13 protein-coding genes, 1 tRNA gene and 1 pseudogene are annotated in these 11,880 nt (G+C 64.5%); 8 read left to right on the forward strand and 7 right to left on the reverse strand.

Translation table 11 applies throughout. The features are described 5' to 3' along the window. Position 1: 1 nt before the first annotated feature. A complete protein-coding gene (dgoD, locus tag EN786_RS03995) occupies positions 2–1,165 on the reverse strand; it encodes a galactonate dehydratase (protein WP_245478386.1) in 1,164 nt (387 codons plus the stop codon). Between the two features lie 89 nt (positions 1,166–1,254). Then, positions 1,255–1,998 carry a FadR/GntR family transcriptional regulator gene (locus EN786_RS04000; protein WP_127311159.1) on the reverse strand — a complete coding sequence of 248 codons (744 nt, stop codon included), beginning with the start codon at positions 1,996–1,998 and terminating at the stop codon, positions 1,255–1,257. A gap of 98 nt (positions 1,999–2,096) precedes the next feature. Between EN786_RS04000 and EN786_RS04005 the strand changes: the two genes are divergently transcribed. Both EN786_RS04005 and EN786_RS04010 read left to right on the forward strand, forming a co-directional pair. Then, positions 2,097–2,966: an aldose 1-epimerase gene (locus EN786_RS04005; protein ID WP_127311160.1), complete on the forward strand. Its 870-nt coding sequence runs from the start codon at positions 2,097–2,099 to the stop codon at positions 2,964–2,966. A gap of 291 nt (positions 2,967–3,257) precedes the next feature. Next, positions 3,258–3,608, forward strand: a complete 351-nt coding sequence (locus tag EN786_RS04010; RefSeq protein ID WP_127311161.1) for a hypothetical protein — start codon at positions 3,258–3,260, stop codon at positions 3,606–3,608. Positions 3,609–3,728: 120 nt separating this feature from the next. Here EN786_RS04010 and EN786_RS04015 read toward each other — a convergent pair whose 3' ends face one another. Next, a complete protein-coding gene (locus tag EN786_RS04015; RefSeq protein ID WP_127311162.1) occupies positions 3,729–4,370 on the reverse strand; it encodes a ThuA domain-containing protein in 642 nt (213 codons plus the stop codon). A 268-nt stretch (positions 4,371–4,638) separates the two neighbouring features. On the opposite strand from EN786_RS04015, the gene ftsZ reads away from it, so the two are divergent. The 3 genes from ftsZ to EN786_RS04030 all read left to right on the forward strand — a co-directional run bounded on the left by ftsZ (position 4,639) and on the right by EN786_RS04030 (position 7,261). Further along, positions 4,639–5,619 carry a cell division protein FtsZ gene (gene ftsZ / locus EN786_RS04020; protein WP_135907987.1) on the forward strand — a complete coding sequence of 327 codons (981 nt, stop codon included), beginning with the start codon at positions 4,639–4,641 and terminating at the stop codon, positions 5,617–5,619. Between the two features lie 165 nt (positions 5,620–5,784). Then, positions 5,785–5,949: a DUF3309 family protein gene (locus EN786_RS04025; protein ID WP_127283184.1), complete on the forward strand. Its 165-nt coding sequence runs from the start codon at positions 5,785–5,787 to the stop codon at positions 5,947–5,949. Positions 5,950–6,043: 94 nt separating this feature from the next. Beyond that, the gene (locus EN786_RS04030; protein WP_127283185.1) at positions 6,044–7,261 is read left to right on the forward strand and encodes an FAD-binding oxidoreductase; all 1,218 of its coding nucleotides are present in this window, start codon (positions 6,044–6,046) and stop codon (positions 7,259–7,261) included. A 23-nt stretch (positions 7,262–7,284) separates the two neighbouring features. Here the strand turns inward: EN786_RS04030 and EN786_RS04035 are convergent, their stop codons facing one another. Continuing rightward, complete coding sequence (locus EN786_RS04035; RefSeq protein ID WP_127309403.1) at positions 7,285–7,692, reverse strand: DUF427 domain-containing protein; 408 nt, start codon at positions 7,690–7,692, stop codon at positions 7,285–7,287. Between the two features lie 158 nt (positions 7,693–7,850). On the opposite strand from EN786_RS04035, the gene EN786_RS04040 reads away from it, so the two are divergent. Continuing rightward, on the forward strand, positions 7,851–9,563 hold the full coding sequence (locus tag EN786_RS04040) for an HAD family hydrolase (protein ID WP_127309404.1): 1,713 nt from the start codon (positions 7,851–7,853) through the stop codon (positions 9,561–9,563). Positions 9,564–9,645: 82 nt separating this feature from the next. Beyond that, positions 9,646–10,089 (forward strand): PPC domain-containing DNA-binding protein, encoded by a 444-nt coding sequence (locus EN786_RS04045; RefSeq protein ID WP_127283188.1) that lies wholly within the window; start codon positions 9,646–9,648, stop codon positions 10,087–10,089. Between the two features lie 6 nt (positions 10,090–10,095). Here EN786_RS04045 and EN786_RS39420 read toward each other — a convergent pair whose 3' ends face one another. Together EN786_RS39420 and EN786_RS39425 are read right to left on the reverse strand one after the other, a co-directional pair. Then, positions 10,096–10,683, reverse strand: coding sequence for a DUF763 domain-containing protein (locus EN786_RS39420; RefSeq protein WP_348627058.1), 588 nt, complete (start codon positions 10,681–10,683; stop codon positions 10,096–10,098). Positions 10,684–10,749: 66 nt separating this feature from the next. Continuing rightward, positions 10,750–11,286 (reverse strand): annotated as a pseudogene (locus EN786_RS39425) (DUF763 domain-containing protein). Positions 11,287–11,409: 123 nt separating this feature from the next. Between EN786_RS39425 and EN786_RS04055 the strand changes: the two are divergent. Continuing rightward, entirely contained in the window at positions 11,410–11,676 is a 267-nt protein-coding gene (locus EN786_RS04055) for a hypothetical protein (protein WP_127309405.1), read from the forward strand. Here EN786_RS04055 and EN786_RS04060 read toward each other — a convergent pair. Then, positions 11,647–11,723: transfer RNA gene (locus EN786_RS04060), tRNA-Met, on the reverse strand. The genes EN786_RS04055 and EN786_RS04060 overlap by 30 nt on opposite strands. Positions 11,724–11,880: the final 157 nt, after the last annotated feature.

Consider the following 11,880-nt stretch of genomic DNA (forward strand, 5'->3'; position numbering starts at 1 on the left):
GTCACCAGTCCACGATGGTGCCGTCGGAAAGCACGGCGTTGGTGGTGTGCATGACCTCAGGCTTGTAGGGGTGCCGGGCAGCGACCGCCTCGTCAACCTCGATGCCGAGCCCCGGCGCTTCCGGGACCTGCCAGCAGCCGTCGACCATGCGGATCGGCCCCTTCACCACCTCGAAATACCAGGGCACCGCGCCGACCATCTCTTCCTGGATCAGATGGTTGGGCGTGGAGACGGCGAAATGCAGCGCCGCCGCACCGGCGATCGGACCGAGCGGATTGTGCGGCGCCACGCCGACCGATACCGCCTCGGCCATCGCCGCGATCTTCTTCGCCTCGAGCAGGCCGCCGCAATGGCAGATGTCTGGCTGCACGATGTCGACCGCCCTTGCCCGGAACAGATCGTCGAATTCGGCACGGTCGATGAGCCGCTCGCCGGTGGCGATCGGCACGCGCGACTTGGCGGCGAGCTGCGTCAGTGCGCCGGTCTCGCCGGGCGGCAGCGGCTCCTCGATGAACATCGGCCGGTATGGCGCAAGCACGTCGATATAGGCGAGCGCGGTCGAGGCCGAGGCGGGGCGACCGTGGAAATCGACCATGATCTCGACCTCGGGACCGACCGTCTTACGCAGCGCCTCCATCAGCCGGCCGACCTTTTCGACCTCGGTGAGCGGCGCGTGGTAGTGGCTGTAGGGGATGAAGACGGCCTTCAGCGCGCGATAGCCCTTGGCCACCACTTCGGAGGCGCGCTTCACCAGCGGCTCGGCGTCGAGCGTCTCGTACACGGCGCGCATGTCGCCGAGGCCGAGGTGGGTGTAGACCTTGACCCGGTCGCGCACCTTGCCGCCGAGCAGCCGCCAGACCGGCTGGCCAAGCCACTTGCCGAAAATGTCCCACAGCGCCAGCTCGATGCCGGAGACGGCCGACATGCCGATCACGCCGAGCCGCCAGAACGAATGCTTCTTGAGGATGCGCACCGCCTGCTCGATGTCGCGCGGATCGCGCCCGATCAGAAGCGGCGCCAGGTCGTTGACGGCGCCGACGACGGCCTGGGTCTTCCACTCCAGCGTCGCCTCGCCCCAGCCATAGAGGCCGGGCTGGTCGGTCTCGATACGCACGAACACCCAGTTGCGCATGTCCGCGTTCACGACGCGCGTGGTGATCGCCACGATTCTCAAGCGCTACTCCTCCCAGGCGACACTTAGATCATATGAAATTGAGTTATCATATGATCTAAAATGGCGTCAAGGCGGAAATCTCAGCCCTTGGCGTGAAGATCGTCGGCGGCGATGTCGAGCAGTCGATTCATGGCCGCGCGGGCGCCGGCCGTGTCGCGGATGCGGATCGCTTCCAGCACCGCGACATGCGCCGAGAGCGCGCGCGACTGCGCTTCCATCAGCGGATTGGTGACGAGGAAGGTGGCGCGCAAGGCGGCCTCCAGCATGCCGACCAGCCCCTTCAGCACGACATTGTGGCTGGCGGCGATCACGCCCTTGTGGAAGGCCAGGTCCGCCTGGCAGACTGCATTGAGATCATTCGGGATGTTGTCGCGCATGCCGACCACGGCGCGCTCGATTTCGGCGAGGTCGGCTGCCGTGGCGCGCCTGGCCGCAAGCTCCGCCGCGGCGGGCTCGAAGATCCTGCGCGCCTCGAGCAGGCCGGAAACCAGTTCCTCGTCGTCCTGGATGGACGGGTGCCAGCCGAGCACCACCGGATCGAGCAGCCGCCAATTGTCGCGCGCCAGCACGCGCACGCCGGCGCGGCGCCTCGCTTCGACAAGGCCCTTCGCCGACAGGACCTTGACCGCTTCCCGGACCGAAGTGCGGCTGACGCCCAGCATGGCGCACAGTTCCTCTTCGCGCGGCAGGGCGTCTCCCGGCGCGTATTCTCCGCCCAGGATGCGGCTGCCGAGCACGCTGACCACGGCGTTGTGCACGCTGGCGCCGGTCTGGTCGACCGATGGCATCCAGCCGAGTGCATCTGTAGGAGCTATGGTTTCCACGCAGATCCTCTCCCGATAGAGCGCCGTTGCAAGCTGTTGTATGAGAGGCTAGGTCTTATGTAAATCTTTCATTCATACGATCTATATCGGGCTCCGCAATGGGCATGCTGCAGATCTCCAATGACACGCTGGCGCTTTCGGTCGATCTTGCCGGCGGCGCGATCCATCGCTTCGACCGCCACGCGGCGAGCGGTCCGGTTCCCGTTTTCCACCGCGGAGCAGTGGAAGCGGATGTGTGTTTTCCGCTGATCCCGTTCGGCAACCGGCTGCGCGGCAACGACTTTGTCTTCGACGGAGCGACCCATCGTCTGCAACCGAACACTGCGAGCGACCCGCACTACATTCACGGCGACGCCTGGCTTGGCCATTGGCGGACCATCGCTCACGACCATCACGAGCTGACCATCGCCTACGGTCATGCCGGCAAGGATGGACCCTACGCCTACCGCGCGGAGCAGCGTTTTGCCCTCTCCGACAACATGCTGTCCGTCAGCCTTTCGGTGACCAACCGCGCGCGCCGGCGCCTGCCCTACGGGCTCGGCCTGCATCCGTTCCTGCCGATGACGCCGGCCACCATCGTCGACTTCACCGCCGAACGCTACTGGGAGCAGGACGCGGCTTTCCTGCCGCAGAAGAGCCATCCTGCGCGCGGCGGCATGGATTTTTCCGGCGGCCGCCGGCTGCCCGGGACCTGGATGAACACCGAGTTCGAAGGCTGGAACGGTGCGGCGACCATAATGTGGCCGGAGACCGGATCGCGTCTGCGGATCGAGGCCGATGCGCAATTCTCGCGCTGCATGATCTTCGTTTCGGATGCAGCCTTCGACGCGCTCTATCGCCATGACTGGTTCTGCTTCGAGCCGATGACCCACAGCGTCGACGCGCATCATCGAGCCGATCTCGGCGGGCTGGTCGCGCTCGAACCGAACGAGACGTTGGCCGGCTCGTGCCGGTTCATCGTGGAGTGACACGCGCCGGCTCCTCGACAAGCGAAGCGGTGGCGTTCATCTTAGCTCTGTCTAACGAATGTCTACAAACTTTATAGACATTTATTCCGGAGCAGGTCATACTGCCCGTCCAAGTGCCTGACTTTTTCGCCATTCGTGTTCGTATGATCAGGAGATGACGATGACGCAGACATTTCCGGAGATCGTTCCAGATCCCACCACCGTCAGGCCGGTGTAGCAGACCGATCAATTCATCATGGGCGCGGGGGCGTTGGACGGCAGGCATTGCTGCCGCGATCGAGGAGGAGACCGATGACCACACGCCTGCTGCCCGCACTGCACGAGGGCCATGCCCCAATCCAGCTGCATGGCGCCTTCGACGAGGCTCTGGAAGCCTACCAGGCCTGGACTCCGGGCACGGACGAACCGCAAGTCGAGTTCGAAGGCCATTTGATCCCGATCAGCTCGGTCTTCGGCCGCATGCGGACCTGCACCGACATCCTGCCTTGGCGCATCGAGGCCGATGTCCTGGACACCGTCGGCGGCATGTTGCCCGCCGGCGGCGAAAGGTCGATCACCTATGCAGACGCCGCGCTCGTCCTTCGCGCCCTGTGCGTGGATCGCCTTCGCGACGACGGCGGTGTCCGATTTGCAGCAAGATGAAGCCTTTGCGTGCCGCGTGAGGCCGTCAGCAACCTGACGCGCCTGCGGCGGCACAGGGGCTGCAAGACAAAGAAAGCGGGACCGGTCGTACCATACCGGCCCCGCTGCCTGTCATGGGTCTCAGCGCGCTGCCCAGGCCAGCCCACGGCGCAGGATGGTCCGCATCTGCGGCACCTCGAACTCCTTGGCCACATGCCCCAGCGACGAGTAGAACACGCGGCCCTTGCCGTGCCGGCGCTTCCAGACCACCGGCATGACGACGCCGTCGATCCAAGGGGCGTGCGCGCCCGTGAACGTGGTGGTCGCCAGCACCTCGTTCGACGGGTCGACATGCATGTAGTACTGCTCGGAGCGGTAGGGGAAATCGTCGATGCCGCTCATGATCGGATCGTCGCGGCGGACGATGTCGACCTGGTAGTCGATGATGTTGCCGGGATGGGCGACCCACTGGCCGCCGCACATGAATTGGTAATCGGTCGATTCGCGGAACGCATCGCCCATGCCGCCATGGTAACCGCCAAGGCCGACGCCTCCCGCGATTGCGCTGACGAGGTTGGACTCCTCGGCCTTGCTCAGCTTGGACATGGTGTAGATCGGCACGATCAGGCTGAGGTGGGCGATTGCGGGATCGGCGAATGCCGCGGTCGAGGTCTCGACGCGAACGGCAAATCCCTCTTCCTCGAGCATGGCCTTGACGGCGCGCGCGCCGAGTTCCGGCTCGTGGCCTTCCCAGCCGCCCCAAACGATCAGTGCCTGCCGCATCCTTCACTCCTGTCTTCGCAATCTGCCCGGGTGTCCCCGGATCCGGGTAATATGACCGCACAGTGATCCGCAGGCCACATGCGCACGGCAGAGCCCGCGGGTGAGCGACGACCATAGGCGCATTTGTCTTGCGGCCAAGTCCACGCTCTGATTCCATTTGCCGGAGCGATAGAACCTGATTCTTGCACATTGGCGCGCTCAAACGTCGCGCCGACTGGAAGATTTTTCGTCGATCCAAGCGCCAGGTGCATTTCAAGGAGATACGGCGATGAACACCGCGACAAGGCCAGCAATCTCGGAAATGAGGCCGAAGATAACGGTCGTCGGTGTTGGCGGCGGCGGCGGAAACGCGATCAACAACATGATTGCCGAGAACCTGCAGGGCGCCGAGTTCATCGTCGCCAATACCGATGCGCAGGCGCTCACCATGTCCAAGGCACCGAGGCTGATCCAGTTGGGAGCCCGTATCACAGAGGGCCTGGGCGCCGGTTCGCTGCCCGAAGTCGGCCGTGCCGCCGCTGAAGAATCGATCGACGAAATCATGGATCACCTTGCGGGAACGCATATGTGCTTTGTGACCGCGGGCATGGGAGGCGGAACCGGCACCGGCGCTGCTCCCGTCATCGCGAATGCCGCGCGCGCGGCCGGCATCCTGACGGTGGCGGTCGTCACCAAACCGTTCAGCTTCCAGGGCAAGCGGCGGATGCAATCGGCCCAGGAAGGCATCGAGCGGCTTCGCGAATGCGCCGATACGGTAATCGTCATCCCGAACCAGAACCTGTTCAGGGTCGCCGACGCCAAGACGACGTTCGCCGACGCTTTTGCCATGGCGGATCGGGTCCTTTACTCGGGCGTCGGCTGCATCACCGACCTCATCGTCAAGGAGGGCCTGATCAATCTCGACTTCGCCGATGTGAAGTCGGTGATGCGCGACATGGGCCGCGCAATGATGGGGACCGGGGAAGCCACGGGTGAAGGGCGGGCCAAGAACGCCGCGGAGGCGGCGATTGCAAACCCGCTGCTCGACGAAGCGTCCATGATCGGTGCCAGGGGCGTCCTTGTCTCGATCTCGGGCGGCACGGACATGACGCTGTTCGAGGTCGACGAGGCCGCCACCCGCATCCGCGAAGAGGTCGACGCTGATGCCGATATCATCGTCGGCGCCATATTCGACCGGGCGCTCGCCGGGAAATTCAGGGTCTCGGTCGTCGCAACGGGATTGCGACAGGGACCTGAGCTGCCGATGTAGGGGCTTCACGCCGATTTTTGTCACAACAGGCCTATTGCCCGGCCCTACCCAAGCGATACGTCCGGCGGCGTTTGCCGGAACAGGAAAGCCCTCTTCGAGTTGATACTCTGATCAACAGTCGGCGTTGCGGGATGCACCGCAGCGCAAACAGGAGAGGAAACTCCCATGGGTCTCGGCACAATTCTTATCATTCTACTGATTCTCATCTTGCTTGGCGGCTTCAGTGGCCTTGGCGGCGGACCGTTTTACGGCACCGGCTACTACGGCGGCGGCGGCCTTGGGCTGGTCTTGCTGATCGTCATCATCCTGGTTGTCCTCGGCCGTCTGTAGCGACGCCGGCAGACCTGGCATTGCCCGCTGATCGAGCAGCGATCGGCGGGCTTTTGTCTGTGGCGAGCCGCCGTCGGATAGCGCGGAGGGAGCATTGGTCCGCAAACTCGACCTCAGAAGCGGCCGGCCGGTCTGGTTCGCCTATCGCGCGCCGCCGGTGCCCACAGGAAAGTTGACGCGAGACATAAAGGCCGAGGTGCTGGTCGTCGGCATGGGCATCAGCGGCGCCATGATGGCGGACGCACTGGCGCGCGCGGGCCATGGCGTGGTCTGCATCGATCGGCGCGGCCCGCTTCTGGGATCGACCTCGGCGACGACGGCGCTGGTGCAATTTGAACTTGATCAACCGCTGATCAAACTTGCCGCGATCAAGGGCAAGATCGACGCCGTGCGCGCGTGGCGGCGCTCGCGCCTGGCCGTGGTCAATCTTCGCGGGCGGATTGCCGAACTCGGCATAACCTGCAACCCGGCACGCTTGCCGTCACTCTATCTTGCCGGCAATCTGCTCGCGCCGGCGCAGCTGCGCGACGAAAGCGATGCCCGCCGGCAGGCCGGGATCGCCGCGACCTATCTTACCCGCAGGGCTCTGTCGGATAGTTTCGGCATCGATCGCGCGGCTGCCATCCTCAGCCACGACAACATTGCGCTCGACCCGCGCAAGCTAACCGCCGGGCTCCTGCTCAGCGCGGTGGGGCGCAAGGCGCGCCTTTATGCCCCTGTGGAGGCGGACGAGATCAGGAGCGATCGCGACGAGGTCGTTGTCAAAACCGGCGGTGGTCCGACGATCACCGCGCGACATCTGGTGCTCGCCACCGGCTATGAGTTGACCGACATCATCCCGGCCACCGCGCACAGCATCGTTTCGACCTGGGCAATCGCCACAGCGCGCCAGCCAAAAGACATATGGCCAGGCGCCGCTTTGCTTTGGGAGGCGTCGGAGCCTTACCTTTACATCCGCACGACGGCGGATGGCCGCGTCATCTGCGGCGGCGAGGACGAGGATTTCACCGATGAGGAGCATCGCGATGCGTTGATCGCCAAAAAGTCCAAGCGCCTGGCGGCAAAACTGGGCCGCTTGTTGCCGAAGCTGGACACCAGGCCGGAATTCTCGTGGACCGGCTCCTTCGGAACCACAACCTCCGGCCTGCCCTATATCGGCGCCCTGCCCCGCCACCCGCGCATTCACGCCGTGATGGGCTATGGCGGCAATGGCATCACCTTCTCGCAGCTCGCTTCCGAGATGGTTTCATCGGCGATTGACGGCCTCGAGGACATCGATACAGATCTGTTTGCATTCCCGGCGCACGGATAGGCCCCATCGGACCCGTCTGGAGATTATCCGGGGATGCGCGGCGTATGCCGTACGTCCTCTGCCGGGTCGGCATCGATGCGCGCCTTGTCCGGGTCGAAGGCGCCGTGACGGGCGATGGCCAAAGCGGCTGTTTCGGGCGTCTCATAGGCCCACATGAAATCGTCGGCCGATCCGCCGACGGCATGGACGCGCCAGTAACTTGCCGTGCCCAAGGGCGAGCTTGTGGTGGTGTTCGTCTTCTCGAAAAGTTCGAAATAGATGTCTTCGAACGGTATGTAGAAGACCGGATCGCCTCCGCCTTCATGGAGCACCTTCGCCCGCTCGCTGGACGCCACCACGGCGTCCGAGAACCTGACTGTCACCGTGCCGTCAAAGGGCATGATGGCAAGCGCGGCGGCAGGATAGGTTGGACTGGCGACAGGGGTTTGCATTGTCGAACTCCTTGACCTGATGTGCGTTGGAAACGTCGCTCAGCCACGGCAGTTCCGGCTCCGCGCGCAATTGGCGCAAAACCTTTTCGTCCCACAGGCGTTGTTCCTTCTTCAGGCTAACAGACAGCCATCCACGTCGAGCAATGGAGGCTCAGAGGATGTATTTCATTGCCCTGGCGACGGACTATGACGGCACACTGGCGCACGATGGCATCGTCACCAAAAAGACGCTGTCGGCGCTCGAGCAGTTGAAGAAGACCGGCCGCAAACTGATCCTGGTGACGGGACGCGAGTTGCCCGACCTCAAGCGGGTTTTTCCGGAACTCGCATTGTTCGACAAGGTCGTCGCCGAAAACGGAGCGCTGGTCTACACGCCCGCCAGCGAGGAGGAGCGCACGATATCGCCATCGCCGTCGGCCGATCTCGTCGCCGGGCTGAAGAAGCGCGGCGTGAAACCGCTTTCCGTCGGGCGCTCCATCGTCGCCACCTGGGAGCCGCACCAGGCCACGGTGCTCGACGTCATCAAGGAACTCGGGCTGGAACTGGAGATCATCTTCAACAAGGGCGCGGTGATGATCCTGCCGAGCGGCATCAACAAGGCGACCGGGCTCGCCGCCGCGCTTGGCGATCTTCGCCTGTCGCCGCGCAACGCGGTGGGGGTCGGCGACGCGGAAAACGATCATGCCTTCCTGCAGGCCTGTGGCTGCAGCGTTGCTGTCGACAATGCGCTGCCGGCGGTCAAGAACACCGCCGATCTCGTCACGCGCGGCGCACGCGGCAAGGGCGTGGAGGAACTGATCGGCAAATTGATCAAGCACGATCGCGGGCTCGTCAAAAGGCCCCGCGACGGCATCCTGCTTGGTACGTCCGGCGGCAAGGACGTCTATCTGTCGCCGACCGACACTGTCCTGATCGCCGGCAGTTCCGGCATCGGCAAATCCACGCTGGCCACCGCCCTGACCGAGCGCTTCGTCGAGACCGGCTATCAGTTCTGCATCTTCGACCCGGAAGGCGACTATGACGGCCTGCAAGGTGCGGTCAAGCTCGGCGACGGGTCGAGTGTGCCGACGAAGGAACAGCTGCTCGACCTGATCGAGAAGCCGGACACCAATGTGGTGGTCAATGGGCTGGCGTTGCGGGTCAACGAACGGCCCGACTTCTTCGCCGACCTGCTGCCAGGCCTCGGCAGCTTCCGCTACCGCACGGCGAGGCCGCACTGGCTGGTCATCGACGAAGCCCATCATCTCCTGCCGAAACGCCGCGACGACACGCGCGCCGTGCTGTCGCTGGAATTGCCGGGCACGGTGCTCATCACCGTCCATCCGGAAGCGATCTCGACCGATGCCTTGCGCCTGGTGACAGCGGTCATCGCGCTTGGCCCAAAGGCGAAGAGCGTCGTGCGGACATTCTGTCACGAGACCGGCGTTGAAGAGCCGGGCGCGATGTCGTCGCAAAAGGGTGACCGCGTGCTGTTCTGGCGGCCGCGCAATGGCAAGAAGCCGATGTCGGTCAAGGCGATCGAGCCGCGCCAGTCGCTCAAACGGCACAGCCGCAAATATGCCGAGGGGCAACTCGACGAGGCCGGCAGCTTCTATTTCAGGGGCCCGGACGATGCCATGAACCTCAGGGCGCACAATCTGATTATCTTCGCCCAGATGGCCGAGGGCATCGACGACAAGACCTGGGAGCATCATCTGCGCGCCGGCGACTACTCGGAATGGTTCCGCCATCAGATCAGGGACAAGGACCTCGCCCGCGAAACCGAGACCGCGGAGAAGGACAAGACGCTGTCGGCGCAGGAAAGCCGCAAGCGCGTGCTCGACGCGGTGCGCCGGCGCTACACGGCCCCCGCCACCGCTCCGGTACAGTAGCGCGGGGGCGCGACCGCCGAGTTGCCGCCAACGGTCATACACGGTCGACCAACAGAAAAAGAAAGCCGCCAGGAGGCTCAGGATGAAATCCCAACTCGTTGCCGAAAGTGCCGAACAGAGGACCTTCATCGTGGTCCTGGACATGGGTGAAGAGGCCTTCTCGGCACTGACGGCGTTTGCCGCCGATCACGATATCGGCAGCGCCTCGCTGACCGCCATCGGCGCCTTCGAAAGGGCGACCGTCGGATGGTTCGACTTTGAAAAGACCGAATACCGCAGGATTCCGGTGCTGGAACAGTGCGAAGTGCTGAGCGCAATCGGCGATATCGCTCAGGGCGACGACGGCAGGCCAAGCCTCCACGTCCACGCCGTGCTCGGCCTGGCGGACGGCACGACGCGCGGCGGACATCTGCTGAACGGGTTCGTGCGGCCGACGCTGGAGGTCACGCTGGTCGAAACGCCTGGCCACTTGCGGCGCAGGACACGCCCGGAACTTGGCATCGCCCTCATCGACCTTGACGCATGAGGACTTTCAGCCCTGTTCTTCCTTGGCGGGCTTGCCGGTCGTCGCCTCTGGCGGTTTCTCCCAGCCGAACACGCTGCGGCCGCCAAGCAGGTGCGACTGGTCGAACTCGCCGGCGACGATCTCTTTCAAACTGGGACCGGTGACGTAGCGTTCGACCTGACGGGACTGGTCGTCCAGCCGCTTCAGGGCGCCGATCTCCTCCTCCCGACCCAGCCTCGCCTTTTGCATCGCCGACTTCAGCACGCCGATCGTTTCATCATAGACCTTGAGCGGCACCGGGAACGGGTGCCGATCCTTGCCGCCATGCGCCAGGGAAAAGCGTCCGGGATCGGAAAACCGGCATGGCGCGCCGTGCAGAACCTCGGCCACCAGCGCAAGGGCCCGCACCGTGCGGGCGCCGACGCCGGGCACCAGCAGCAGCCCGGCAAAATCCTCCGGACCGCGATCGGCCGCCGCCGCGATGTTGCCGTGCAGGCGGCGCATGACGACATCGCTTTCGCGCACATCATGGTGCGCCGGCATCACCAGATGCGGCAGCAGCGGCTGCGCTGGCGGCGGCGGCGCGCCACGCTCCAGCGCCGAAAGCTCGCTCACGATCCGGTCCGAGATTGTGCAGAAGCTCCAGTTGCCGCTGTCGCGAGGCATCGGCCCGCCGGTCGGTCAGGTTGACGATCTCCCCTTGGTTGGCGCCCTCGATCGCGGCATGCGGCTGGTCGACGAAGCTTTTCAGGCCTTCGGACAGCCAGTGATAGCGGCGCGCCACCCGGCTATCGCCGTTCATGCCCTGTTGCACGACGACCCAGTTGCCGTCATCGGTAACGATGAGCCGTGCAGGTAGAGATCGAATCCGTCCTGCACCGCGGCGCTGTCGACCTTGGCGACCAGCCGGCTGGCGGTCGCCAGCCTGTGGCCATCGAAGCCGACGCGCTCGCCGATGCTGGCAAGCTCCTGCGGGGTCTTGCGCGAGTGCGCGCCACGGCCGCCACAGACGTGGATGCCGAGCTCGCCGGAAAGCGGCGACAGACCGCGCTTCAGGGCGCCGACAACGCTGGTGGTGATCCCGGACGAATGCCAGTCCATGCCCATGACGGCGCCGAAGGACTGGAACCAGAACGGATGCGCCAGGCGGCGCAGCAATTCGTCGCGGCCGTAGTGATGGACGATCGCCTCGCACATGACGGCGCCAAGCCGGGTCATGCGATCGCCGAGCCATTTCGGCACGCGCCCGCCGTGCAGCGGAAGATCCGCACTTCCCGATCGCTGGGCCACCAAGTTTCTCCAGATACGCGGCAGGCTTCTGCGCCTTCGCTCCGGTCAGGAATGCATACGGCGGCCGCCGGTTCGATCATCACGCAAGGGACGGCAAAACTGACGACGGCCGTAGCCCAAAAGGGCTTTGTGAAGATCGGTTCGGTAGCCCGCGGCGTCAAGATCATCGGCGCCGTTCAGCGCTCGACTTTCTTGACGCCGCAGCCAGCGGGTTGGCGGGTAGGGCGACCATGGTTGGCTGCCAAAGCAAAAGGCCCGCTGGCGAGGAGCCAAGCGGGCCTTTTGATTTGGTTGCGGGGACAGGATTTGAACCTGTGACCTTCAGGTTATGAGCCTGACGAGCTACCGGGCTGCTCCACCCCGCGTCAACTACGAGCAAGCGTTTGCTTGCGACTACGAGCAAGCGTTGGCTTGCGTCCTTAGAGGTAAGTTTTAGCTTACCGGAATCAAGAGGTCTGCCAAATGAAAGGGCCGCTTGCGCGGCCCGGGCTCCCGTTTGGCGGGCCTCATGCATGTCGCTCA

It is taken from the genome of Mesorhizobium sp. M4B.F.Ca.ET.143.01.1.1 (assembly GCF_004792275.1).
Lineage (GTDB): Bacteria > Pseudomonadota > Alphaproteobacteria > Rhizobiales > Rhizobiaceae > Mesorhizobium > Mesorhizobium abyssinicae.

Coding starts and splice junctions, on each gene's coding strand:
- EN786_RS04005 (WP_127311160.1), top strand. CDS start 2,097: ATGGGCATGCTGCAGATCTCCAATGACACGCTGGCGCTTTCGGTCGAT.
- EN786_RS04010 (WP_127311161.1), top strand. CDS start 3,258: ATGACCACACGCCTGCTGCCCGCACTGCACGAGGGCCATGCCCCAATC.
- EN786_RS04015 (WP_127311162.1), bottom strand. CDS start 4,370: ATGCGGCAGGCACTGATCGTTTGGGGCGGCTGGGAAGGCCACGAGCCG.
- ftsZ (WP_135907987.1), top strand. CDS start 4,639: ATGAACACCGCGACAAGGCCAGCAATCTCGGAAATGAGGCCGAAGATA.
- EN786_RS04025 (WP_127283184.1), top strand. CDS start 5,785: ATGGGTCTCGGCACAATTCTTATCATTCTACTGATTCTCATCTTGCTT.
- EN786_RS04035 (WP_127309403.1), bottom strand. CDS start 7,692: ATGCAAACCCCTGTCGCCAGTCCAACCTATCCTGCCGCCGCGCTTGCC.
- EN786_RS04040 (WP_127309404.1), top strand. CDS start 7,851: ATGTATTTCATTGCCCTGGCGACGGACTATGACGGCACACTGGCGCAC.
- EN786_RS04045 (WP_127283188.1), top strand. CDS start 9,646: ATGAAATCCCAACTCGTTGCCGAAAGTGCCGAACAGAGGACCTTCATC.
- EN786_RS04055 (WP_127309405.1), top strand. CDS start 11,410: ATGCATACGGCGGCCGCCGGTTCGATCATCACGCAAGGGACGGCAAAA.